Source organism: Caballeronia sp. SL2Y3, assembly GCF_022879575.1.
Lineage (GTDB): Bacteria > Pseudomonadota > Gammaproteobacteria > Burkholderiales > Burkholderiaceae > Caballeronia.
Map to the genome: position 1 here is coordinate 695,636 of NZ_CP084260.1, position 22,365 is coordinate 718,000.

The 22,365-nt window shown below is 63.1% G+C and carries 22 protein-coding genes, 3 tRNA genes and 1 pseudogene; 14 read left to right on the plus strand and 12 right to left on the minus strand.

Annotated elements, in window-relative coordinates:
* Positions 1-3: 3 nt before the first annotated feature.
* On the plus strand, positions 4-1,191 hold the full coding sequence (opgC, locus tag LDZ26_RS03275) for an OpgC domain-containing protein (RefSeq protein ID WP_244848140.1): 1,188 nt from the start codon (positions 4-6) through the stop codon (positions 1,189-1,191).
* A 223-nt stretch (positions 1,192-1,414) separates the two neighbouring features.
* Here opgC and LDZ26_RS03280 read toward each other — a convergent pair whose 3' ends face one another.
* Together LDZ26_RS03280 and LDZ26_RS03285 are read right to left on the minus strand one after the other, a co-directional pair.
* On the minus strand, positions 1,415-2,719 hold the full coding sequence (locus LDZ26_RS03280) for an MFS transporter (RefSeq protein ID WP_244848141.1): 1,305 nt from the start codon (positions 2,717-2,719) through the stop codon (positions 1,415-1,417).
* Positions 2,720-3,017: 298 nt separating this feature from the next.
* The gene (locus tag LDZ26_RS03285) at positions 3,018-3,515 is read right to left on the minus strand and encodes a TonB family protein (protein WP_244848142.1); all 498 of its coding nucleotides are present in this window, start codon (positions 3,513-3,515) and stop codon (positions 3,018-3,020) included.
* Positions 3,516-3,648: 133 nt separating this feature from the next.
* On the opposite strand from LDZ26_RS03285, the gene LDZ26_RS03290 reads away from it, so the two are divergent.
* Positions 3,649-3,807 carry a hypothetical protein gene (locus tag LDZ26_RS03290; protein WP_175939749.1) on the plus strand — a complete coding sequence of 53 codons (159 nt, stop codon included), beginning with the start codon at positions 3,649-3,651 and terminating at the stop codon, positions 3,805-3,807.
* A gap of 18 nt (positions 3,808-3,825) precedes the next feature.
* Here the strand turns inward: LDZ26_RS03290 and LDZ26_RS03295 are convergent, their stop codons facing one another.
* Positions 3,826-4,131, minus strand: coding sequence for a hypothetical protein (locus tag LDZ26_RS03295; protein ID WP_244848143.1), 306 nt, complete (start codon positions 4,129-4,131; stop codon positions 3,826-3,828).
* Between the two features lie 1,007 nt (positions 4,132-5,138).
* Between LDZ26_RS03295 and LDZ26_RS03300 the strand changes: the two genes are divergently transcribed.
* The 5 genes from LDZ26_RS03300 to LDZ26_RS03320 all read left to right on the plus strand — a co-directional run bounded on the left by LDZ26_RS03300 (position 5,139) and on the right by LDZ26_RS03320 (position 8,111).
* Positions 5,139-5,828: a hypothetical protein gene (locus LDZ26_RS03300; protein ID WP_244848144.1), complete on the plus strand. Its 690-nt coding sequence runs from the start codon at positions 5,139-5,141 to the stop codon at positions 5,826-5,828.
* Positions 5,821-6,306 carry a hypothetical protein gene (locus LDZ26_RS03305; RefSeq protein WP_244848145.1) on the plus strand — a complete coding sequence of 162 codons (486 nt, stop codon included), beginning with the start codon at positions 5,821-5,823 and terminating at the stop codon, positions 6,304-6,306. Before LDZ26_RS03300 ends, LDZ26_RS03305 begins: the two co-directional genes overlap by 8 nt.
* Before the next feature lie 130 nt (positions 6,307-6,436).
* Positions 6,437-6,892 carry a hypothetical protein gene (locus tag LDZ26_RS03310; RefSeq protein WP_244848146.1) on the plus strand — a complete coding sequence of 152 codons (456 nt, stop codon included), beginning with the start codon at positions 6,437-6,439 and terminating at the stop codon, positions 6,890-6,892.
* Positions 6,893-7,220: 328 nt separating this feature from the next.
* On the plus strand, positions 7,221-7,640 hold the full coding sequence (locus tag LDZ26_RS03315) for a DUF4279 domain-containing protein (protein WP_244848147.1): 420 nt from the start codon (positions 7,221-7,223) through the stop codon (positions 7,638-7,640).
* A gap of 69 nt (positions 7,641-7,709) precedes the next feature.
* Positions 7,710-8,111 carry a DUF4279 domain-containing protein gene (locus tag LDZ26_RS03320; RefSeq protein ID WP_244848148.1) on the plus strand — a complete coding sequence of 134 codons (402 nt, stop codon included), beginning with the start codon at positions 7,710-7,712 and terminating at the stop codon, positions 8,109-8,111.
* A gap of 245 nt (positions 8,112-8,356) precedes the next feature.
* Here the strand turns inward: LDZ26_RS03320 and LDZ26_RS03325 are convergent.
* The 5 genes from LDZ26_RS03325 to rph all read right to left on the minus strand — a co-directional run bounded on the left by LDZ26_RS03325 (position 8,357) and on the right by rph (position 12,298).
* Positions 8,357-8,446, minus strand: a tRNA-Ser gene (locus LDZ26_RS03325).
* A 43-nt stretch (positions 8,447-8,489) separates the two neighbouring features.
* Positions 8,490-9,713: an MFS transporter gene (locus tag LDZ26_RS03330; protein ID WP_244848149.1), complete on the minus strand. Its 1,224-nt coding sequence runs from the start codon at positions 9,711-9,713 to the stop codon at positions 8,490-8,492.
* On the minus strand, positions 9,710-10,933 hold the full coding sequence (gene hemW / locus LDZ26_RS03335; protein WP_244848150.1) for a radical SAM family heme chaperone HemW: 1,224 nt from the start codon (positions 10,931-10,933) through the stop codon (positions 9,710-9,712). Before hemW ends, LDZ26_RS03330 begins: the two co-directional genes overlap by 4 nt.
* A complete protein-coding gene (gene rdgB, locus LDZ26_RS03340; RefSeq protein ID WP_244848151.1) occupies positions 10,930-11,547 on the minus strand; it encodes an RdgB/HAM1 family non-canonical purine NTP pyrophosphatase in 618 nt (205 codons plus the stop codon). The genes hemW and rdgB overlap by 4 nt, the downstream gene beginning before the upstream one ends.
* The gene (gene rph / locus LDZ26_RS03345; protein WP_244848152.1) at positions 11,540-12,298 is read right to left on the minus strand and encodes a ribonuclease PH; all 759 of its coding nucleotides are present in this window, start codon (positions 12,296-12,298) and stop codon (positions 11,540-11,542) included. The genes rdgB and rph overlap by 8 nt, the downstream gene beginning before the upstream one ends.
* Before the next feature lie 267 nt (positions 12,299-12,565).
* Between rph and LDZ26_RS03350 the strand changes: the two genes are divergently transcribed.
* The 5 genes and pseudogenes from LDZ26_RS03350 to LDZ26_RS03370 all read left to right on the plus strand — a co-directional run bounded on the left by LDZ26_RS03350 (position 12,566) and on the right by LDZ26_RS03370 (position 17,506).
* The gene (locus tag LDZ26_RS03350; RefSeq protein WP_244848153.1) at positions 12,566-13,495 is read left to right on the plus strand and encodes a YicC/YloC family endoribonuclease; all 930 of its coding nucleotides are present in this window, start codon (positions 12,566-12,568) and stop codon (positions 13,493-13,495) included.
* A gap of 9 nt (positions 13,496-13,504) precedes the next feature.
* A complete protein-coding gene (gene gmk / locus LDZ26_RS03355) occupies positions 13,505-14,179 on the plus strand; it encodes a guanylate kinase (RefSeq protein WP_175939755.1) in 675 nt (224 codons plus the stop codon).
* 69 nt (positions 14,180-14,248) lie between these two features.
* The gene (gene rpoZ, locus LDZ26_RS03360) at positions 14,249-14,452 is read left to right on the plus strand and encodes a DNA-directed RNA polymerase subunit omega (RefSeq protein ID WP_006025620.1); all 204 of its coding nucleotides are present in this window, start codon (positions 14,249-14,251) and stop codon (positions 14,450-14,452) included.
* Between the two features lie 103 nt (positions 14,453-14,555).
* Positions 14,556-16,951, plus strand: a pseudogene (locus LDZ26_RS03365) (bifunctional (p)ppGpp synthetase/guanosine-3',5'-bis(diphosphate) 3'-pyrophosphohydrolase).
* Between the two features lie 63 nt (positions 16,952-17,014).
* On the plus strand, positions 17,015-17,506 hold the full coding sequence (locus LDZ26_RS03370; RefSeq protein ID WP_244848154.1) for a phage protein NinX family protein: 492 nt from the start codon (positions 17,015-17,017) through the stop codon (positions 17,504-17,506).
* A gap of 66 nt (positions 17,507-17,572) precedes the next feature.
* Here the strand turns inward: LDZ26_RS03370 and LDZ26_RS03375 are convergent.
* Positions 17,573-17,649 (minus strand) — tRNA-Arg (locus LDZ26_RS03375).
* 99 nt (positions 17,650-17,748) lie between these two features.
* Positions 17,749-17,825 (minus strand) — tRNA-Arg (locus tag LDZ26_RS03380).
* A 154-nt stretch (positions 17,826-17,979) separates the two neighbouring features.
* Here LDZ26_RS03380 and greB point away from each other — a divergent pair.
* A complete protein-coding gene (greB, locus tag LDZ26_RS03385) occupies positions 17,980-18,531 on the plus strand; it encodes a transcription elongation factor GreB (RefSeq protein WP_175939758.1) in 552 nt (183 codons plus the stop codon).
* Between the two features lie 81 nt (positions 18,532-18,612).
* Here the strand turns inward: greB and LDZ26_RS03390 are convergent, their stop codons facing one another.
* Together LDZ26_RS03390 and LDZ26_RS03395 are read right to left on the minus strand one after the other, a co-directional pair.
* Positions 18,613-19,764, minus strand: a complete 1,152-nt coding sequence (locus LDZ26_RS03390) for a porin (protein WP_244848155.1) — start codon at positions 19,762-19,764, stop codon at positions 18,613-18,615.
* A 529-nt stretch (positions 19,765-20,293) separates the two neighbouring features.
* On the minus strand, positions 20,294-20,533 hold the full coding sequence (locus LDZ26_RS03395; RefSeq protein ID WP_244849185.1) for a hypothetical protein: 240 nt from the start codon (positions 20,531-20,533) through the stop codon (positions 20,294-20,296).
* A gap of 681 nt (positions 20,534-21,214) precedes the next feature.
* Here LDZ26_RS03395 and LDZ26_RS03400 point away from each other — a divergent pair.
* On the plus strand, positions 21,215-22,363 hold the full coding sequence (locus LDZ26_RS03400) for an exonuclease domain-containing protein (protein ID WP_244848906.1): 1,149 nt from the start codon (positions 21,215-21,217) through the stop codon (positions 22,361-22,363).
* The last annotated feature ends 2 nt before the right edge of the window (positions 22,364-22,365 follow it).

Below are 22,365 nucleotides of genomic sequence, written 5' to 3' on the forward strand. Positions count from 1 at the left end.
CAGATGACTTCCCCGCCGGCACGTTCGCTCGAAGTCGATTTCTTTCGGGGAATCGTGCTTCTGATCATCGCGGTGGACCACATATCGGGAAGCGTTTTATCGCGCTTCACGCTGCATCAGTACGCCTTTTGCGATTCCGCGGAAGTGTTCGTGTTTCTGGGCGGTTACGCGTCGGCGGCGGCTTACACGGCGCTTGCGACGCGCCGCAGTGATTCGGCCGCTCGCCGTCGCTTTTTCCGGCGCAGCTGGGAAATCTACCGCGCGTATCTGCTGACGGCGGTGCTGATGCTCATCGGCGGCGCGCTCCTGATGCTGCTGCGGATCGATTCGCCGATGCTCCAGTACACCGAATGGCCGGCGCTTCTCGCGCGTCCTTTCAGCCTGCTGTTCGATGTCGCGTTGCTGCGGCAGCAGCCGTATCTGTCGTCGGTTCTGCCGATGTATTCGCTCTTCGCTCTCGCCGTGCCGGTCGTGGTGCCGCTCGCCGCGCGCAGGCCCGTCGTCGCGATGTTCGGCAGCCTGCTCCTTTGGCTCGCAGCCACGCCGCTTGCGAACGCGCTTCCGGCTTCCTATGCGCAGGCGTGGTCCTTCAATCCCTTCGCGTGGCAGCTGATGTTCGTGACCGGCGTGCTCGCGCGCGTGCAGCCGATCAGCGACGACTTCCACGCGGGCCGCGTCGCGCGGGCGCTGACTTGCCTGGCGGTTGCGTTCGCGCTGACGTTTGCGTTCGCGAAGCTCTTTCTGGAAACGCAGGCGCCGCCCGGATACATGAAGCAGAACCTCGCGACGCTGCGCATCGTGAGCTTCGGCGCAGTGGCGTGGATCATCGCGCGCGCGGTCTATGCGGGGTGGATCGGCGCGCTCGCTCGCAGGTTTCCGGGCATCGTGACGGTTGGGCAGCAGGGGCTCGTATGCTTTATCGCGGGCGCGGCGGTTTCGCTCGTGCTGGATTCGGCGTTGCGCGCGATGGGCGTCGAGAACCTTGGGCGGTATCCGTCGCACTGGCTGGCGGGGATCGCCGCGGATGCGATCGCCGTCGGCTTTCTGATGTGGCTCGCGCGGTTTTGGGCGGAGCGCAAAGCGGCGAGAGCAGCAAAGGCGGCGCGCGTCGGTCACGCGACGGCCCAGCCTCGTGCCGCCATGAATCGACGGCCCGTTCCCGCGCATGCGGTCAAACGGTGCGATCGGTGAGTGCGGGCGTGCGTGGCTGCTCGTCGTTGTCGCGGGACTCGTTGACGTCCCCGACACAGCGACGGCCCGCAAACGCCGCTTCATTCGGGTACGTCTTCGCGCTGACGAGCGCGCCAGCTACGACACCGCGACAGTAGGCGAACGCTTCTGGAATGATTGCTGGGCAGGCCGGCCTTTTCCGCTTCCGCGCGTCATCGCACGCGCTAGCGCGCCGGCCACGCCCTTACTCCATCACGATGTCGCGCGTCTCCCGCATGGCGAGCACCGCGAGCAGGCTGACCGCCGCTGCCGCCGACACATACCCGCCGACCCACGCCAGCCCGCCGCGATTGGCAAGCAATTGCGCGATATACGGCGCGACCGACGCGCCCAGAATCCCGCCGAGGTTGTAGGCGACGCCCGCTCCCGTGTAGCGCACGTTCGTCGGAAAAAGCTCGGGAAGGAGCGCGCCCATCGGTGCGAACGTCGCGCCCATCAGGAACAGCTCGATGGTCAGAAAGAGCGCCACGTAAGCCGTGTTGCCGCTGCCGAGCAGCGGAGACATCGCGAAACCGGACAGAATCGCCGCGATGCAGCTCACGATCAGCACCGGCTTGCGGCCGAACCGGTCGCTGGCGATGGCCGAAATCGGCGTGGCGATCGCCATGAACAGCACCGCGAAGCAGAGCAGACCGAGGAACTTCTCGCGCGAGAAGTGGAGCGTCGCGACGCCGTACGACAACGAGAACACCGTCGAGATGTAGAAGAGCGTGTAGCAGACGACCATCGCGAGCGCGCCCAGCAGCGTCGGCGCGAGATAGCGGCTGAACAGCGTCGCGATCGGCACCTTCACGCGCTCGTGACGCTCCAGCGCGGCGCGGAACGCGGGCGTCTCGGCGATTTTCAGGCGCACGTAGAGGCCGAGCGCCACCAGCACCGCGCTGACGAGGAACGGCACGCGCCAGCCCCAGCTGCGAAACTGCTCGTCCGACAGCGAGAGCGCGAGGCCGAAGAAGAGCCCGTTCGACGCCAGAAAGCCGACCGACGGCCCGAGTTGCGGAAACATCCCGAAGAGGCCGCGCTTGCCTTGCGGCGCGTATTCGGTAGCGAGCAGTGCCGCGCCGCCCCATTCGCCGCCGAGCCCGATGCCCTGCCCGAAGCGCAGGATGCACAGCAGCACGGGCGCGAGGCTGCCAATCGACGCATAGCCGGGAACGAAGCCGATGAGCGTCGTCGACACACCCATCACCAGCAGAGATGCGACGAGCGTCGATTTGCGGCCGACGCGATCGCCGAAATGTCCGAACAGAAACGAGCCGACCGGCCGCGCGAGAAACGCGATGCCGAACGTCACGAACGCCGACAGCGCCTGTGCGGCGGGCGATCCGTGCGGAAAGAACACCGGCCCGATGACGAGCGCGGCGGCGGTCGCGTAGACGTAGAAGTCGTAGAACTCGATCGCGGTGCCGATGAAGCTCGCGAAGATCACGCGCGACGTGCTTTGGGCTTTGTCGCCGTGCTTGGCGGCGGAAAGCGAGGGTGATGACATGCTGTCTCCGTTTATAGCGTTGTAGTGTCTGTTGCTGCGCGCTCGCATTCGCGGGACGTGCTCGATGGGCGCTGCATGCGTCTGGAAAGTCGGGCGCGATGGCTCGGGCTCGCGCGAGGCGTGGTGCGCGAGGCGGGCGCGGGCGGGCCATGCTTGGAGGCGCTTCGCACGGCGCGCGGGGTAAGCGCGTGGCGAAGGCCGGCCGGTGTGGAACCGGCGAGGGATGCCAAAAATTATAACGATCGCGCCCGGCGAGCGCCAATCTGCACCAACGCGCGCGAGTCTGCGCCACTCCGCGCTATTCGATGCTCGTCGCTTGGGGCGAATGCGACGTCTGCAACTGGAACTGTCCGTTGTCGTTGAACATCCAGCCTTCGAATAATTCGACCTGACCTTTGCCGTCCAGAAGGCGGACGGGCGGCGCCGGCAGCGGGGCCGAGCGACGCAGGGATGCGAGCGCTGTGGCTTCGGCTTCGTCGTCGCCGTTGGTTCGATACACGGACGATTGCACGAGCCGCCCGCTACGGTCAACCGTAAACGCGACGAGCACGAAGGACCGCAGCATCGCCTGCGGCGTGCCGTGCAGCACGAGCGACGGATTGCGCTCGAAAATTCTTTCCGCGATGCGCGCCTTGTACTGATCGAGCGTCAGCCCGGGCGCCGCTGAAGGCGCGGCGGCGCGCGCCTGAACGACGCTCGGCGGCGGCGTGAACGTGCAGGCGGTCGTCGAGAGGATCAGCGCGATGCCGAGCCAGCCGGCGGCGATGCGAACGGGCGATGCGGACGTCGCGATCATGATTCGTGAGGACGAGTGGCGCAGAGGGCGATACCCAAATAGTAGCCGCTGCCGGAGCGGCCCGGTATTAGCGCTTTCCGGGTGCGGGTTTTGCTCCGCTACTCAGATACATCGAACGTACAAGGAGGGAGCCATGACCGGTGAAACGAATCGTCCCGACGACGCACAGCCTGCCGAACACAGCGATAACGAGAAGAGCAAGCTGCCGGAGCGTGACGATCAGGGGCGCAAGCAGGCGCCGCACGACAACCCGGGCCAGCAGCCCGGCGAGGGCGAACCGCCCGTGGGTTGAGCGCGGTTGCGCGCCGGGCTAGTCGGAGTAGGGCTTGACGAGCTCGGCGCAAAGCGGCGGCGACGTCGGGCGCGTCGCTTCGCGCGTTTCCACGCAGCGGTACACGCTATTGGTTTTCTGCAGGATATACGTGTCCTCGGACGACGCCGGGCTGCGCGCGGGCGCGCTCGTCACCGCGACGATGGTGTAGCCGTTCTGGACTAGATCGAAGAGGGTGGTGTCGGCGCGGCGCCATTGGGCGTTGGGCAATGTGTCCGCCTGCGCCGACGCTTCGCGGCAGCAGGCGAGCGCCAACAGAAGAGGGATGCTGCGAGTGCGGCGCATCGGCAGGTCTCCGCGCTGAGTCGTAAGCGCGGTTAGATGCGGTAGCGGGCGCGGCGTTCACTTGCCGTTAGAAGTGACCGCAGCGGCAAAAAAGAGCCTCGCGCCCGGCGAGGCCCAAGCCAACCTACCATCGAAGGCTCCCATCACGCGGATACGGGGGAACGCGCGAAGAAGCTCTGCGACGATACTTGGCGGCGAGTGGGGGCGCAATGCGGTTTGTCTGAAACTCGAACGCTCCTATGCGACGGATCACGGCGCGTTTGTGACGAACGCGCAGGCCGACGCGTCATTGCGCTTTCCGGACCCGCTTTCGCTCTCCTAAAATGTTAATCGGGTCGAGCGTCGGAATCTGCCGGCCCAATCTTTGAATGGTCGAGTGGGCGTCAGAGCCGCAGAAAGATTGTGTCGAGTAATTCCGAAGGATGGCACGTCGACTCGCTCAAACCCTTCATGCCGCAGATTCGACGATTCCGGTCGGCCGGATCGATGCGAAAAACGCATCGCGTTGCGCTGTCCGTCGGCACTGAAGCTACGCGAGACCTTTGTCTTTCCGTCACCACGCAGGAGACTTGTCAGCGACTGTTTCTAACGTCCTTTCTTCGCCGCGTGCAAGCGAAGACGATAGGCCGGACGCATCGCCACGGCCCACGGCTTTCGCAGCAGCTTCCGCGCTTGGGCCAGCGACCGGACTGCGCTAATGACGTTGCTGAACTCGCTCGCGCATACCGTGGCGAACTAGGTCAAAGCGGTGTTCTCATCGCTTCAAAACAAACAAGAGCGCTGCCAGCCCATAGTCAACTGCGCCACGTTTCGGACAAACGCACTATTCCCCTGCCACGGCTGCGTGCTACTTCTGTCGTTGCCTTTCGAGACGCAGGAAGTGGGGAACACGATTCAAGTCTTACCTTGTTCCGGACTACGACACGCATGGCGCTTACACGGAATATGCACATCTCTTCTGGGCAAGCCTCCATCAATCGCTCGCTGTGAGCGTGCAGAACCCATGCATGTTTTCCGCCGCCGATCATTATTGTTTTGGGACGAGCCGGAGCGCCGCCGATGTCACCCGCGACGAGATCGCCGCAATCGCGTCGGCGATGCAAGCCGCAAGACAGGCATTTCTTCTGGGTTTTGACGGCATGCGAATGGCGCACTCACGCGAACACCTGCGCTCCGTGCTGGGACGCTCCAGCGAATCGTTTCCGGAATGGGTATGGCAGGACCAACGGCAGATGGCCGAAGCCGTGCGCGAGGAAGTAGAAAAAGGCCGCTTGGTCTTCGTTCCAGAGCCGGAGGATTTGCGCAGATGCGCCCGAGCCATCCAGGCGGACCGGCAGAAGCAGTGTTCACTCGCAGTGCAGCAGCATGACTCCAACCCTTACGCGACTGTGCAGCAGATGATGAGCAAGCCGCCGCGCTTGCCGCAAAATCTCGATATCGCGTCTTCGTTCGGTGACGCGGAACCGTTCGAGTATCAGCCGGATGATCCCGGCGGAGCCGTGGATACTTTGGCAGGTGGGGAAGGAACCCCGAGCAATAATCAAGCACAGAACAAGCAGTTCAGAGCCGTAGTGAGGGCGTTGGGTCTCGACAAAGATCAAGCGCAAGAACTCCACATGGAAGTTAGTAAGCAGGGGCTGGGCTATCACGAAATCATGGAGCGCGCGCAGGACCTTTTTGGAGGTGCAGGTGACTGACACGAAAAGCGAAATCACTCAACGCCTGTCAGTGCTCATCGGACTCGACGTGAGTGCAGTCAGCCATGCGGCAGATATGCTGACCATACATTTTGGTCCACAAAAGCAGTACACAACGCGCAGAGGCGCTGTTCTACAAGGCGGTACTTGGGCCCTACATGTTCAATGTCAGTGGCAGATCGCGCGAGCCGGTGTTGTCGTGGCAACGCAAGCCGTGCTTGCCGGTTCCGATGACGCGGCCCATCGTGGTGCGACTTGGCTCAACAGGCTTTTGGTGACGGACGGACCAACGATTGTAAAGAGCCTATCGGCAACTGAGTTCGGCGGTTTTCAACTCGAAATGGCGAATAGTTTTTGTTTAGAAGTCGTTGCGGGGACGATGCCAGATGAGGAAGATTGGCGGCTCTTTGAACCGGGCAGTGGCATCAAGCATTTCGTTGTCGAAGGAGGGAATATCGACCCGTGGTCGTTGTCTTAGCGCGAAGATGACTTTGATCGAAGCCGTCATGTGCGTCGCAAATCTGTCAAAAGACGACACAGCCAGACAGTTGAACTCGCTCCCGCCACGCTGTATGAGTCGAGGGCGATTCAATCAGAAGGACGAGACAATGCCGAACGGCATCAGGCCGCAGTGGGGAGCCTTGACGGTGATACATCGTCGCAGCGTCGTTGCTCAGACCGCCGACGAAAAGGAGCAGGCGGAGCGGGCAGCGCGGGCGTTCCTGTCGAACAAACTCGACTGGATTGGGGATCTTCAGTTCCTCGAAGGAATGCGCAAACTTCTTGGTATCAGCGAACCCGATTCGCTGCTTCTGCGATGGAAGATCGAACGTGCCATCGAAATGGGCGAACTGGTCACAATTCCGGACGCGCCGATTGAGACCGCGCACGATCGACCACGCGAGGGCGGTCAGTCGGGCGGCGGGCCCCGCTCATTTGCATCAGGACCAACGTTCACGCCGTCGCAGCTCTTTAAGCGTGCGGCGAGCGTGTTGCCGCTCGCCGCGTCGTACGTTGCGCCAGCAGTGCGGCAGCTAACTGCCGCCGATGGCCCAGCAATTTAGGCGGCGGAACCGGGCGACATCCTGCCGGACGGTTCCATCGCAACGCCGGTCTCGAAGTGCTTTTTCGCCGATGCACAGCCGTTCGAGTACGTTCCCGATGAGCTCGGCGGCGATGTCGACGAGCTCGCGGCTAGCACGAACAACCCGCGCTATGCGGCGAAGATACTCGGCTACGACCAGAAAACCTTTGGCAACATCTTGCACAAGTTCAAACCCGATAGCGGCCTAGGGCCAGCTGACAACGTAATCTGGCATGACAACGGCGATGTCTACTCAACGGGGATTTCGTTGGCAACTTTCACGATTGGGCCAATTGACGGGATCGAGAATGACTGACTATCAACTAGCGCACGCGACGTTCCATGTAATGGATGACTCGTTAGTCCCGGCGTTTTGGACCGACTATTTCGGCGTCAGGCCTGACACGGCCATAACCAAGGGCGAATTCTTCACGACACCTTCTGGAAGACTGAGCCGCTCGCCTGGCCGCGTAGGACTGTGGGGTGCCGAGAGCAAATCATTCGTCCACAGCGATGTCCTCGAGCCGCATCTGCGCTTTCTCATTGAACGACTGAATCTGACACGTTCCGGCCTTCGCGAAACGCTGGAGCAGAAAGGGGTCAAGGCGCGGTTCTGGTGCTACTGGGATAACGAAGGGGGCGGCCGCGTGCCAGAAGTCCCCGATGACATTCGCGCCATGATGGAGTCGCTGGGCGGCACCATCGAGATTGACGAGTACCGGTGGTAGATTCGCCCCGCGGCTTGAAGAAGGTTCGTGCGCCCGCACGCGACTCTGCGTCGAGGCGGACCAGAGCGTTTGGCCTATGCGTCGTTTTCCATTTATCAAGACGTGGAGCCGCCAGAATTCTGGACGGGCTATTTCGGCTTGCCGCCTTCGACGACCGGAGTAAAGGGGCAGCCCCGGCTAACCCTATCCGGCGGCAAGAGTGCATTCCCTTGGCGCCAAGGATACTGGAGCGTTTCGAGCAAGGATGTCGTGTCTAGCGACTACCTCTCGCCGCACCTCCGCTATCTCGTTAGCCTTCTCGGTCTTCCTCGTGGCGATCTGCGCGCACAGATCGAGCGGCAGCACGCGCAGGTTCGGTTCTTCTGCTATTGGAACAACGCGGACGGAAACCGAGTGCCGGACGTGCCTCCGGATATTCGAAGGATGGCTGACGCGACGGGAATTGAGATTGATATCGACGAATACCGGTGACAGGGCGGGCCGACGCCTGCGGTAGTTCCGTCCGCCGGCGCGCCGGCGCATGAGCATCGGTCAGGGGAGGTAAGCCCGGGCGCTCATCGTGCCGGTGCGCGGCATCGCCGAACGACTTGTAAGTTCCCGTTGGCGAATGTGAACAACGAATCGGCGGCGGCTCTAAGGGCGTGCCGGCGGAACTTACCTGGCGAGCGTTTCGGGGAACAATTCAGACGGAAGGGGACCAGCGCGGAAAGGAGAATTGGCGGAGGCGGTGAGATTCGAACTCACGGAAGGATCGCTCCTTCGCCGGTTTTCAAGACCGGTGCCTTAAACCGCTCGGCCACACCTCCAGCAAGGCGCGTATTGTAGCGCAACTCGTCGGCGTCGAGGACCTCAGCCTTCGAGCGTACGCGTTGCCCGGAGCGCGGGGAAAAGCCGCATCCACAGAAGCGCGACGATGATCGTCCCCAATCCGCCGATCAGCACCGCCGGCACCGCGCCGAACAGGCCCGCCGTCATGCCCGATTCGAACTCGCCGAGCTGGTTCGACGTGCCGATAAAGAGCGAATTGATCGCGCCGACGCGACCGCGCATCTCGTCCGGCGTCTGCAACTGCACGAGCGACATGCGCACGACCACGCTGATCACATCGGATGCGCCCAGCGCCGCCAGCGCAATCAGCGAAAGATAAACGTTGCGCGAGAGCCCGAACACGATCGTCGCAATGCCGAACGCGATCACGCCGGCAAAGAGCGCCGTGCCCGCGCGCCGTCGCAGCGGAAAATGCGCGAGCCAGATCGACCCGCAGAGCGCGCCCACGGCCGGCGCCGCGCGCAGGATGCCGAGTCCCCACGGCCCCGTGTGCAGAATGTCGCGCGCGAAGACCGGCAGCAGCGCCGTCGCGCCGCCGAGCAGCACGGCGAACAGATCGAGCGACAGCGCACCGAGAATCACCGGCTTGCTGCGAATGAAGCCGATGCCCGAGAACAGCGCCTCGAACGACAACGGCGCGCGCACGCGCACGGCGCTCTCGATTTTGATCGCGCCGACCGCGCACGCGGCAACGAGAAACGCCACGCACACCGCGCCGTACACGGTCGACGCGCCCAGGCCGTAGAGCAGGCCGCCCATCGCGGGACCGAGAATCTGCGCCGTCTGGTTCGCGGACGTCGACCAGGCGCTCGCGTGCTGCAACTGGTTTCGCGCGACGAGGTTCGGCAGGAGCGCCGCCATCGACGGCGATTCGAACGCGCGCGCCGCGCCCGTGATCGCGGCGATCGCGTAGATCGGGCCGGCGTGATTCCAGCCGCGCCATGCGTAAAGACACAGCATGAGCGCCGCGACGCTCTCGACCGTCTGACAGACGTACGCAATCGTGCGGCGGTCATAGCGGTCCGCGACGTGCCCGACGACGAGCGTCAGCACGAACATCGGCAGGAACTGCGCGAGGCCGACGAGACCGAGCGCGAACGCGCTGTGCGTGATCGAATAGACCTGCCAGCCGATTGCGACCGACATCATCTGAAACGCGACGGAAGACATCACGCGCGCCGTCCAGAAGAGCGCGAACGGGCGATGCCGCATGACCGAGCCCGGCGCCATCGTCGGTGCGCTCATCGTGCCGAATCGTCCAGAAAGAGCTCTTGCAGATCGTTGAGAAAGCGTTGACCGCGCTCGGTCGGCGCGATGCGCTCGAAACTGCGCGTGATGAGGCCGCGCTTCTCCGCCTCCACGAGCGCCGGCTCGATCGCCGAAAGCGCGAGTCCGGTGCGCTCGACGAACGCATGCACCGGAAAGCCTTCGACCAGCCGCAGCGTGTTCAGCATGAACTCGAACGGCAAATCGCGCGGGCCCACTTCGCGCTCTTCCTGAATCGCGCTTTCCGTGGCCGACAGCGCGTGATCCATGTACGTCGCCGGATGCTTGAAGCGCGCCTGCCGCACGATCTTCGACGGAAACGACAGCTTCGTGTGCGCGCCCGCGCCGATGCCGAGGTAATCGCCGAAGCGCCAGTAGTTGAGATTGTGGCGGCTCTGCCGATGCGGCTTCGCATACGCCGACACTTCATAGCGCTCGTAGCCGGCGTCAAGCGTGCGCTCGTGTATCCAGTCCTGCATGTCGGCGGCGGCATCGTCGTCGGGCAGGGCGGGCGGGTATTTGGCGAAGAGCGTGTTCGGCTCCATCGTCAGGTGATACAGCGACAGATGCGGCGGCGCGAAGGCAATCGCCGTTTCGATATCGCGCCGGCATTCGTCGAGCGACTGCTGCGGCAGCGCGAACATCAGATCGAGGTTGAAGTTGTCGAAGTGCTTCGCCGCGATCTCGACGGCGCGCTGAGCCTGCGTCGCGTCATGGATACGGCCGAGCGCCTTCAGATGCGCCTCGTTGAAGCTCTGAATGCCGATCGACAGCCTGTTCACGCCGCTCGCGCGGAACGACGCGAACTTCGCCGCTTCGAACGTGCCGGGATTCGCTTCGAGCGTGATTTCGGCGTCGGCGTCGATGGGCAAGAGCGCGCGCGCGTCCGAGAGCAGCCTGTCGAGGCCCTTGGCCGACAACAGCGACGGCGTGCCCCCGCCGATGAAGATGGTATGCACGTGCCGTCCCCAGACGAGCGGCAACGCACGTTCGAGGTCGGCGCGCAAGGCATCGAGATAACGTTCTTCGGGGAACGTATCGTCCTTCCACTCGTGCGAGTTGAAGTCGCAATACGGGCACTTGCGCACGCACCACGGAAAATGCACGTACAGCGAAAGCGGCGGCAGCGACGTCAGCCGAATGCTTCCGGGCGACGTGAACGCCTGCACGATGTTGATCGTCTTCGGTCCGCTGCTCACGCGAGTTCCTTCAGTCGTTGCAGCAGATCGCGCAATGCAAGCGCGCGATGACTCACCGCGTTCTTGCGCGCCGGATCGAGCTCGGCGGCGGTCGCGCCGAGCGCCGGCAGGAAGAAGTGCGGGTCGTAGCCGAAGCCGTGTGCGCCGCGCGGCGTGTCGATCACTTCGCCGTGCCAGCGGCCTTCCGCGATGAGCGGCTCCGGATCATCGGCGTGACGCACGAGCACGAGCACGCAGAAGTAATACGCGCGACGGTCCGCTTCGTTCGCGAGATCGGCGACGAGCCGCGCGTTGTTCGCGGCATCGCTCTTTTCGCCGCCGTGCTTCATCGCGTAGCGCGCCGAGTGCACGCCGGGCGCGCCGTTCAGCGCGCGCACGCAGAGACCGGAATCGTCGGCGAGCGCGGGCAGGCCGGTCAATGCCGACGCGTGACGCGCCTTCGCCAGCGCGTTCTCGACGAACGTCGGATGCGGCTCCTCGGCTTCCGGCACGCCCAGTTCGCCCTGCGCGATCAGTTCGATGCCCGCGGCGTTCAGAAGCGACGCAAACTCGCGCAGCTTGCCCGCGTTATTCGACGCGAGCACGACGCGTCCGATGCCATGTGAATCAGACACCTTCGATCTCCAACGCGGCCTTCTGCTTGGCGATCAGCGCCTTGATGCCGCTGTCGGCGAGATCGAGCAGCGCGTTCATCTCGTCGCGCGAAAACGGCGCGCCTTCGGCCGTGCCCTGCACTTCGACGAAACCGCCCGCGCCCGTCATCACGACGTTCATGTCGGTATCGCACTGCGAGTCTTCTTCGTAGTCGAGGTCGAGCACGGGCGAGCCTTCGAAAATGCCGACCGAGATGGCCGCGACGAAATCCTTCACCGGCGACTGCGCGATGCGTCCGCTCGCAAGCAGCTTCGTCACGGCATCGTGCGCGGCGACGAACGCGCCCGTGATGCTCGCGGTGCGCGTGCCGCCGTCGGCCTGGATCACGTCGCAGTCGAGATGCAGCGTGCGCGGGCCGAGCACGTTCAGATCGAACACGGAGCGCAGCGCTCGGCCGATCAGCCGTTGAATCTCCTGCGTGCGCCCGGTCTGCTTGCCGCGCGCGGCTTCGCGGTCGCTGCGCGTGTGCGTCGCGCGCGGCAGCATGCCGTATTCGGCGGTGAGCCAGCCTTGCTCGCGTCCGGTGAGAAACGCCGGCACGCGTTCGGCGATGCTCGCCGTGCAGATCACCTTCGTATCGCCGAACTCGACGAGCACCGATCCTTCCGCGTGCTTCGTGTAGTGCCGTGTGATGCGCACGTCGCGCAACTGGCTCGCGCGGCGGCCGCTCGGACGGGCGATGGAAGGCTTGAGCAGGGGAGAGTCGGTCATGGTGAGCGAGGGAAGAAAGAGTCGGGCGCGATTCGAATGTCCGGTGCGCCAGGTGGTGCGATTTTATCGTCAATCCCCGGGCGGCGTTGCCGACCGCGGAATGCGCGCCGCGGGCCCGGAGCGGGCGGGGCGCGCGGCAAAAATGGGATAATGCGGGTTCATCGCCCGGCGGCCAAACGCGTGCCAATCCCAGCGCACCTTCATTCGCGCCGGGCGTTTCGTTGAACCGGCCTTCGGCAAGCGAAGGCGCACATCGCGAGACGTACCATGATCTACAGCATGACAGGCTATGCCAGCGCGACGCGCGAAGTCGCAGCGGACGGCGCGGGCGGCGCAGGCGTCGGCGTTTCGGTGGAATTGCGCACGGTGAATTCGCGCTTTCTCGACCTGAACTTCCGCATGCCCGAAGACGTGCGCGCCACCGAGCCGCAAATGCGCGAAATGCTGATGACGAAGCTCTCGCGCGGCAAAGTCGATATCCGCATCAACCTGAATCGCGTCGAGCAGACGGCCAATGCGGGCGCGCTCAATCGCGACGCGCTCACGCAACTCGCCACGCTGGAGCGCGCGGTGCTCGACGTCTTTCCGGATGCCGAACGCATGCGCACCGGCGAAATCCTGCGCTGGCCGGGCGTGCTCGCGGAAAGCTCGGTCTCGCAGGACACGCTGCGCGAAGCGGTGCTCGCGTGCGCCAAGCAGGCGATCGCGGATCTCATCGAAGTGCGCGCGCGCGAAGGCGCGGCGCTCGCCAGCGTGCTCATCAACAACGTGACGGAGATGGAAGCGATCGTCGCGCGCATCACGCCGCTCGTGCCCGAACTGATCGCGAAGCATCAGCAGAAGATCGTCGAGCGCCTGCAGGACGCGCTCGGCATCGCGACGTCGGACAATGCCGCGACGACGAGCGTGCCGCGCGATGAAATCGCCGAGCGCATCCGTCAGGAAGTGACGATGTACGGCATTCGCATCGACATCGCGGAAGAGTTGCAGCGCTTAAGCGCGCATCTCACGGAAACGCGCCACGTGCTGCAAAAGGGCGGCAAGGTCGGCAAGCGGCTCGACTTCATGATGCAGGAGCTCAATCGCGAAGCGAACACGCTCGGCTCGAAGGCGGCCGCCAAGGAACTCGCGGATGCGTCCATGACGCTGAAGCTGCTCATCGAACAGATGCGCGAACAAGTACAGAATCTGGAGTAACGCTCGATCATGCCGAACACCACGCACCGCTCGCATAGCACGTACACGGGCATCTATCCCGGCAACCTGTTCATGGTCGTCGCGCCGTCGGGGGCGGGCAAGTCCACGCTCGTGAACGCGCTGCTCGCGCAGGACCCGGCCATCCGCCTGTCGGTTTCCTACACGACGCGCGACCCGCGCCCGGCCGAGACCAACGGCGTGCAGTATCACTTCGTGTCCGTCGACGAATTCATGGAGCGGCACGACAAGGGCGAGTTTCTCGAAAGCGCGGAAGTGCACGGCAACTACTACGCGACCTCGCGCCTGTGGATCGAGGACCAGATGAAAATGGGCCACGACGTGCTGCTCGAAATCGACTGGCAGGGCGCGCAGCAGGTCAAGAAGCGCTTTCGCAATGCGGTCGAGATTTTCATTCTGCCGCCTTCGCTGGATGCGCTCGAAGACCGCCTGAAGAAGCGCGGCCAGGACGCGCCCAACGTGATAGTGCGGCGGCTGCTCGCGGCGGGCAGCGAGATGGCGCATGCGTCGGAAGCGGAGTATGTCGTCATCAACGAGAACTTCGATCGCGCGCTCAACGAACTGCGCTGTCTCGTGGCCGCCACGCGCCTGCGCTTCACGTCGCAATACGCGCGTCATACGCAGCTTTTCGTCGAGCTCGGCATTCATCCCACGCACCCGCAATGACGCGAGCGGTGGCCGAGTCGTATCGGTCACATAAGGTAGAATAAAACCCACATCGAGAAGGATACAAACATGGCCCGCATCACTGTCGAAGACTGCCTGAAACAAATTCCGAACCGCTTCGAGCTCGCGCTCGCGGCAACGTATCGCGCGCGTCAGCTCGCGCAAGGCCACACCCCGAAGATCGAAAGCCGCGACAAGCCGACGGTCGTCGCGCTGCGCGAAATCGCAGCGGGGCAGGTGGGCGTCGAAATGCTGAAGAAAGTGCCCGTCTGACGGGCGGCTTTTTCGAAGTCTTCTACCCGTTTCACCCGTTTCACTTCTTGCAACCGGCGCAACTGATGGATAAGCGGCGCGTCAGACGAACACGGAGGCGAACATGAGTCAGACACCGCTGCCCGTCTCCGCTTCAGTGGAACCGGACATCGAGATCGATCAGGATTCGCTTCTCGATGCCGACAAGCCGCACGCGGCGCGCAAGTACATCGACGCGGTTCTCGAACAGTCGTTTCGTCATCTGTTCGGGCCGACCGCCACGCCGGAGCAGCCGCGCAAGCACGACGTCGTTTCCATCGCGAATCTGACGAACGCGCTGGCAAGCTACATCTCCGCCGACGAGATCAAGGAAGTCAAGTCGGCGTTCCATTTCAGCGACGAAGCGCATCTCGGGCAATATCGCCAGAGCGGGGAGCCGTACATCACGCATCCGGTCGCGGTCGCGGAAATCTGCGCGGGCTGGAAGCTGGACGCGCAGTCCATCATGGCCGCGCTCCTCCATGACGTGATTGAAGATCAGGGCGTGACCAAGACCGAAATCGCCGAGCGTTTCGGCGCGAAGGTCGCGGAACTGGTCGACGGCTTGTCCAAGCTGGACAAGATGGAATTCCGCAACCGCGAGGAAGCGCAGGCGGAGAACTTCCGCAAGATGCTGCTCGCCATGGCGCGCGATGTGCGCGTCATCTTGGTGAAGCTCGCCGACCGGCTGCACAACATGCGCACGCTGGGCGCGGTGCCGCCGGAGAAGCGTCGGCGCGTCGCGCGCGAAACGCTGGATATCTACGCGCCGATCGCGCATCGGCTCGGCCTCAACAACACGTATCGCGAGTTGCAGGACCTGAGCTTCGCGAACTTCAACCCGAACCGCTACGCCACGCTCGAAAAAGCGGTGAAGGCGGCGCGCGGCAACCGGCGCGAGGTGGTCGGCAAGATTCTCGAAGCGGTGCAGCGCACGATTGCGGACGCGAAGATCAGCGCCGAAGTCACCGGCCGCGAAAAGACCATCTACAGCATCTACAAGAAGATGCGGGACAAGCAGTTGTCGTTCTCGCAAGTGCTGGATGTGTACGGCTTTCGCGTGGTCGTGGAAAGCGCGCTGGAGTGCTATACGTGCATCGGCGCGCTGCATGCGCTCTACAAGCCCGTGCCGGGCAAGTTCAAGGATTACATCGCCATTCCGAAGGTGAACGGCTATCAGTCGTTGCACACCACGCTCGTCGGGCCGTTCGGCGCGCCGATCGAGTTCCAGATTCGCACGCGCAAGATGCACGAGATCGCCGAGGCAGGCGTAGCGGCGCATTGGCTGTACAAGAACGGCGGCGCCGATCTGAACGACGTGCAGAAGCGCGCGCATCAATGGCTCAAATCGCTGCTCGACATCCAGAGCGAGGCGGGCGATTCGAGCGAATTCCTCGAACACGTCAAGATCGACCTGTTCCCTGACGCGGTCTACGTGTTCACGCCGAAGTCCAAGATCATGCCGCTGCCGCGTGGCGCGACGGCGCTCGACTTCGCGTATTCGATCCACAGCGACCTCGGCAATCAGTGCGTCGCGGTCAAGATCAACAACGAACTGCTGCCGCTGCGCACGGAGCTGAAGAGCGGCGATATCGTCGAAGTGATCACCGCGCCGTATTCGAAGCCGAATCCCGCGTGGCTCGGCTTCGTGCGCACCGGCAAGGCGCGCTCGGCCATCCGTCACTATCTGAAGACGATGCGCCTGAACGAATCCGTGCAGCTCGGCGAGCGCCTCGTCGATCAAAGTCTCAAGGGCTACGGCCTCGCGCTGTCGGACGTCACGCCGGAAGTGTGGGACAAGCTCGTGCTGTGGACCGGCAACAAGACGCGTCAGGAAATCTTCGCGGATATCGGCCTCGGCCGGCGCGTGGCGGCGGTCATGGCCAAGCGCATCGAAGTGCTGATGAACGGCATCGCGGACGACGAGGATCATCCGCATCGCGAGCACCACAACACCAATACCGCGCCGCCCGTGGTCATCACCGGGACGGAAGGCATGTCGGTGCAACTGTCGCCGTGCTGCCGCCCGATTCCGGGCGACGACATCATGGGCTATATCGGCATCGGGCTCGGCATGGCGATCCACACGACGGAATGCCGCGTCGCGCAGCGCATCCACCGGCGCGATCCGGGACGCTGGATCGACGTGGCATGGGCGCCGCAGCCGGGCGTCTCTTCGACGTCGCCGTGAAGGTGCTCGTGAAGAACACGAAGGGCGTGTTCGCGCGCGTGGCGGCGGATATCACGTCGGCGGACGCGAACATCGTTCACATCGCGATGGACGAGGACGTCTCGCAGGAAGCGAAGCTGCTGCGCTTCGTCATTCAGGTGAGCGATCGCGTGCATCTCGCGAACGTGATGCGTCGCGTGCGCACGAATCTGGACGTGATGCGCATTGCGCGCGAGCGTCCGAGCGACGAGCCGCATCATCGCAATCAGGACGGCGGCATGCGCATCGACCGGGAACGCGCCGACTACTGATCCGGCGCGGGAACGCGGCGTGCATGCGGTCGTCAGTCGACCGAAAGCATGGAGAGCGCCGATATGAATACATCCGACCTCGAAGGCCCCACGCTCGATTACTGGGTGGCGCGCGGCCTTCACGACTTCATCAGGGAAATCCACTTCACCGACAGCGGCACGACGCTTTCGATCCGCGGCAACGACCGCGGCAAGGCGTGGGACGGGCGGTTTCTGCCGTCGACGTCGTGGGAGGCCGCCTCTGTCGTGCTGGAGCGCGCCTGCCGGCTCGAAATGAGCGATGTTGGGCGCGGCGAAGTGGAATGCACCGCGACGTTCGGCAAGGACGGCGAGCCGGTGCGCGCGCGCGGGCCGTCGCTACGCGTGGCGCTCTTGCGCGCGTTTGTGCGGCATTCGTTCGGCGATACCGTCGAGGATGTCTACTTGCGGCATCCGCAGACCTTGCTCGGCACGCGCGCGGAAGCGATCAGCGAGCCGACGGCGTTCATCTCGGCCGAGGATGTGCCGGCGCCCAACGCGCGCATCGGCGATATCAAGTCGCCGCCGCGGCCCTGACGATCAGCGTAGCGATAAGCGCGGCCAAAACAAAAAGGGCCTTCCGGATGGAAGGCCCTTCGAAAGTGGCGCGGCTGGCAGGATTCGAACCCACGACCCCTTGGTTCGTAGCCAAGTACTCTATCCAACTGAGCTACAGCCGCACGCAAAACGGTGCTACTAAACGGTACTACTACTTGTGACTTCAACGCGCTTTTGGTTAAGCGCTGGTGTTCGGCTTTGAAGCAAAACACCGGAAAAAGTGGCGCGGCTGGCAGGATTCGAACCCACGACCCCTTGGTTCGTAGCCAAGTACTCTATCCAACTGAGCTACAGCCGCACGCAGAAGCGGAATTATAGCCAAGCCTGTTTGAAAAAGGAAGAGGCGTTGACCGAAAAGTGGCTGAGACCGGCTAGCGCCGTGGTAAGTTGACGATTACACGCCTCTACACACTCAGCGCGCGATGCGCGGAATTCTGGAATTGGTTTGCATCATGAACAAGGCATTTGTCAAAGAATCCGACGAGAGCGACGACGATCTCGAACTGGCCCAGCCGGATGTGCCGGCGGGCGCGAAGAACTACATCACGCCTGCGGGGCATCAGCGGCTGCGTGACGAGCTGCTGCAACTGCTCGACAACGAGCGCCCCGAAGTGGTCAAGCTCGTGTCGTGGGCGGCGTCCAACGGTGATCGCTCGGAGAATGGCGACTACATCTACGGCAAGCGGCGCCTGCGAGAGATCGACCGGCGCATCCGCTTTCTAACCAAGCGTCTCGATCTCGCGGAGGTCGTGGATGCGCGCAAGCAGGAGAACGTCGATCAGGTCTTTTTCGGCGCGACGGTGGACTACGCGGGCGACGACGGCATCGTGCATACGGTGACGATCGTCGGCGTCGACGAGGTCGATCTGGACCGCGGGCACGTGAGTTGGATCTCGCCGGTCGCGCGGGCGCTCCTGAAAGCGCGTATCGGCGATACGGTGCCGCTGCACACGCCGGCGGGCGTGCAGCAGATCGATATTCTTGATGTGCGGTATCCGCGCTAGTTCGCGCGTCACGCGACGAACGGACGAAAAAAAAGCCGCTCCGAAGAGCGGCTTTTTGACAAGCAGAACTGCAGTCGAGGCTTAGAAGCGGTGACGAACGCCAACCGTTGCCGAGACTTGGTTCGACGTCGACGAGATGCCAACGCCGTTGATCGTCGCGCCGATGTTCGTGCCGTCCGTGTTCGTCACGTGCTGGTACTCGCCCTGCAGGTACACGTCGGTACGCTTCGACAGCGCGTATGCCGTTTGCAGGTCGACCTGGTGGAACTTCGGCTTCACGCCTTCGATGCGCGCATCGGTGAACGTGTAGTTCGCTGCCAGCGACAGAGCCGGCGTTAGGTTGTAGCGGCCGTTCACTTCGTAGTTCTGGAAGCGCACGCTGTTGCCCAGCGCGAGGTTGCCGAGACCTTGCGAGCCGACGTTCGTCAGACCGACGCCGCTGTCGAGCATGGTCTGCGTGAAGACGAAACCGACCGTCGCCGGACCGAACGCGTAGTTCAGGCCACCGCCGAAGATGCGCTGACGGCCTGCCGAGAACGGAGCCTGGTCAGCCGTGACCGCGCCGCCCGCGATTGCCGCGCCCGCTGCATTGAGCGGCGCGCTGTTGTTCGTCTGGAAGTACGCACCCGCCACGTTCAACGGACCGTAGTTGTACGACACGCCCGCGCTGTACGCACGGTTGTTCGCGAAACCGCCAGCCTGGTTCGAGAAACCGTACATCGCGCCGAACTTCAGACCAGCATAGTTTGCGCTCGTGTACTTGACCGAGTTGTCGACGCGGAACGTGTTGGTCAGGTTGTCGTTATCGAACGGGTGGGCGAACTGCGTGCCGCCGTATTGCGTGCCCGTCAGAGCCAGAGGCCCGAGGAAGTCGACCACGGAGTCATATTGACGGCCGAGGGTAACGGCGCCGAACTGGGTGCTCGACAGACCGACATATGCCTGACGGCCAAACTCACGACCACCTTGGCCGTTCGTGCCGTTCATGATGTTGAAGCCGTTCTCCAACGTGAAGATCGCCTTCAGGCCGCCGCCCAGGTCTTCCGAACCACGCAGGCCCCAACGGCTGCCGTTGACCGCGCCGCTCGTCGCCTTCCAGTTGCTGTGGCCGTTCTGATTGTTCGTGTAGGTGATGCCCGCATCGATCAGGCCGTAGAGCGTGACGCTGCTTTGCGCGTGAGCTGCGGTAGCGAAGACGCCCGTGAGGGCTGCGACCATGAGAGTCTTTTTCATCTTTGTAACTCCGAGAGCAGATTGGGCCTAAGGAACCCAGGCTTTGAGGAAACCTCGCTGCGACCGGCTGCGAGAGGCGCGGTCGGAGGAGCAACATGCCGCCAGGGGCGACACATTTGTTTCCGGACCAGACGAAGTGTAAAGAGGGTGTTACAGACAGGACGTTCCAGTTCGCGCAATAAATCATTCTCCGATTAGCAATGATCGAAAGAGGCGTTTTTCGCCTTTATTTTCAATGCTTTATAGTCGAATAAAGTGTCGCGCGATTAAGTGTCAACCAATGCGCGTTGCAGATGCGCGACACGATTCACGCGTTCAGGCAATCGGATAACTCCAAGAAAACGGATTGTTGAGGAATTGGCAACAGAAGATTGCTGCGCCTGAGGGTAATTATTGCGATGGCCGTGGCTATACTGTCATTTCTGCTTTCCGAAGCAGACTTTTTCGTTGACGGAAAAGATCTCCAAACTTTGTCAGCGCGGCCTTTGGGTCGCGCTTTTTTTTGCCGATCTCTCTCCGTCGCGCCGGATCAAAGCGTCTCCAAGCCCACGGCCTCGTGCGAGTCCGGCACCAGGTCGTCGTCGAGCGGCGTCGCCCAGTCCTCCATGACGTAGCGGCGGGCGTCCATCGGCGATGCAAGCAGGTTCTGCCAGTGGTCGCCATGCCATGCCGGTTCAAATGGAAGTGGCGATATCGACGGCGTGCTCGGTGAAAAAGACGGACCGACGCGTGATTTCAGCCATTGCGCGAAGTGCGTCAAGTAATTCATCGTCGATCCTCCCGTTCATTACGCCGCGTGCTGATTCCAATGATCCTCTCGGGCGGAGAATCAGGCAAGGCGAGTTAACACTTAATCTTGCGCAATGGCTTTTAAAGACCGTGCGAGATAATCAGTCGGGAGAGTCGCTCCTTTTTTATTGAGCCTTATAGGGGGAGTAAAACTGTCGCATGATTCAACTGAGGCTGATTGAACAGGCGTGATTAATACGGACCATATAATCCCGTGCGCCGTTAATAAGGAGGTAATCAGCCGTGGCGCGTCGTGCGCGGCCTTGCGAGGCTGCGCAACCCGACAGGCTCGGCGCAGCCGCCTTGGCGGGAAGGGTGCGGCCCGCTATGGATGCCCGGCGAGCCCTAGCACGCCAAATCTCTGAAAAAATATTCGCCTAAGGGTCTGCTGGCTCGGGGCTTATACCAATTTGCAAACCGGTAAATTTGAGCGGAAGCGTACAAACCCGTTATGCGTTATGGTCGCCCCTGCGACTCCATAATAGCCGGGTAAATCGGTGAAAATACTTACGCCGATGCCCTAAAGATATCCGATGAAATGCCGCCCACACCCGCTTTCTCCGAAATTTCCGCCGATGCCTCCGAGATACCAGTGCGTTAGAATGGGCAATTCAGAAACCTCCGCTGCACGGCCGAAGCCGCCGCATTGCCTCAGATCACGATGCACCCTCATTTCCCTCCCGCGCTGAGCCTGCCTTCCACCCCTCTCGTTTTCGTCGATCTCGAAACCACAGGCGGCACGTTCGGCGTCGATCGCATTACTGAAATCGGAATTGTCGAGGCCGGGCCGCAAGGCGTGTCGCAGTGGACCTCGCTCGTGAATCCGGAGCGGCCGATTCCCGCATTCGTTCAGCAGCTGACCGGCATCGACGACGCGATGGTGCGAGACGCGCCCACGTTCGCCGAACTCGCGGCCGGCCTGCTCGACCGGATGGACGGGCGGCTCTTCGTCGCCCACAACGCGCACTTCGACCACAGTTTTCTGAAGGGCGAGTTCAGGCGCATCGGCATGCGCTTCGTGCCGGACGTGCTGTGCACCGTCCAACTGTCGCGGGCGGTGTATCCGGCCGAAACGCGGCACGGTCTGGATGCGCTCGTCGAACGTCACGCGCTCGTGCCTGCCGCCCGGCATCGCGCGCTCGCCGATGCGGATCTCCTCTGGCAGTTCTGGCAGCATCTGCATCGGGCGCACGCGCCGGAGACGGTTGCCGAGCACGTGGGCCGCGTGACGCGCCGGTTTCGGCTTGCGGCGCAGATCGACGAAGACACCATCGAGCGCATTCCGGCCGGCTGCGGCGCGTACGTGTTCTTCGGCGACGACGACGCGCCGCTCTATGTCGGCCGCAGCGTGCGGCTGCGCCAGCGCGTGCGTTCGCATTTGACCGGGCCGCGCCGATCAGCGAAAGATCTGCGCCTGGCCGCGCTCGTGCGGCGCGTGGAATGGAAGGCGACGGGCGGCGAAATCGGCGCGATGCTTGCCGAAGCGCAAATGATCGCGACGCTGCGTCCTTCGCTCAATCGCGCGCCGAAGTCCCGTTCTGGCGATGCGCGCGGCATGCCGTGGCCGCACGCAGGCGCCATCGCAATCGAGGAACGCGACGCGGCAAGCGGGCAACGCGCATGGCATGTCATCGACAACTGGCAGTACTTCGGCACGGCTGAGTCGCTCGAGCAAGCAAGAGAATTGCGCGGAAAGGCCGAGCCCGCGCGTTTTGACCTCGCCATCTACCGCATTCTCGGCGAACGTCTTGCTCGCGGTCTCGCGTTCGTGCCGTTGCGGCAGGACGTGCTGGCGAGCGCGACTTCGTAACG

Bases quoted from the DNA above. Each gene is read 5' to 3' on its own strand.
- opgC (WP_244848140.1), top strand. From the start codon at position 4: ATGACTTCCCCGCCGGCACGTTCGCTCGAAGTCGATTTCTTTCGGGGA.
- LDZ26_RS03280 (WP_244848141.1), bottom strand. From the start codon at position 2,719: ATGTCATCACCCTCGCTTTCCGCCGCCAAGCACGGCGACAAAGCCCAA.
- LDZ26_RS03285 (WP_244848142.1), bottom strand. From the start codon at position 3,515: ATGATCGCGACGTCCGCATCGCCCGTTCGCATCGCCGCCGGCTGGCTC.
- LDZ26_RS03290 (WP_175939749.1), top strand. From the start codon at position 3,649: ATGACCGGTGAAACGAATCGTCCCGACGACGCACAGCCTGCCGAACAC.
- LDZ26_RS03295 (WP_244848143.1), bottom strand. From the start codon at position 4,131: ATGCGCCGCACTCGCAGCATCCCTCTTCTGTTGGCGCTCGCCTGCTGC.
- LDZ26_RS03300 (WP_244848144.1), top strand. From the start codon at position 5,139: ATGTTTTCCGCCGCCGATCATTATTGTTTTGGGACGAGCCGGAGCGCC.
- LDZ26_RS03310 (WP_244848146.1), top strand. From the start codon at position 6,437: ATGCCGAACGGCATCAGGCCGCAGTGGGGAGCCTTGACGGTGATACAT.
- LDZ26_RS03315 (WP_244848147.1), top strand. From the start codon at position 7,221: ATGACTGACTATCAACTAGCGCACGCGACGTTCCATGTAATGGATGAC.
- LDZ26_RS03330 (WP_244848149.1), bottom strand. From the start codon at position 9,713: ATGAGCGCACCGACGATGGCGCCGGGCTCGGTCATGCGGCATCGCCCG.
- rph (WP_244848152.1), bottom strand. From the start codon at position 12,298: ATGACCGACTCTCCCCTGCTCAAGCCTTCCATCGCCCGTCCGAGCGGC.
- LDZ26_RS03350 (WP_244848153.1), top strand. From the start codon at position 12,566: ATGATCTACAGCATGACAGGCTATGCCAGCGCGACGCGCGAAGTCGCA.
- gmk (WP_175939755.1), top strand. From the start codon at position 13,505: ATGCCGAACACCACGCACCGCTCGCATAGCACGTACACGGGCATCTAT.
- rpoZ (WP_006025620.1), top strand. From the start codon at position 14,249: ATGGCCCGCATCACTGTCGAAGACTGCCTGAAACAAATTCCGAACCGC.
- LDZ26_RS03370 (WP_244848154.1), top strand. From the start codon at position 17,015: ATGAATACATCCGACCTCGAAGGCCCCACGCTCGATTACTGGGTGGCG.
- greB (WP_175939758.1), top strand. From the start codon at position 17,980: ATGAACAAGGCATTTGTCAAAGAATCCGACGAGAGCGACGACGATCTC.
- LDZ26_RS03390 (WP_244848155.1), bottom strand. From the start codon at position 19,764: ATGAAAAAGACTCTCATGGTCGCAGCCCTCACGGGCGTCTTCGCTACC.
- LDZ26_RS03395 (WP_244849185.1), bottom strand. From the start codon at position 20,533: ATGAATTACTTGACGCACTTCGCGCAATGGCTGAAATCACGCGTCGGT.
- LDZ26_RS03400 (WP_244848906.1), top strand. From the start codon at position 21,215: ATGCACCCTCATTTCCCTCCCGCGCTGAGCCTGCCTTCCACCCCTCTC.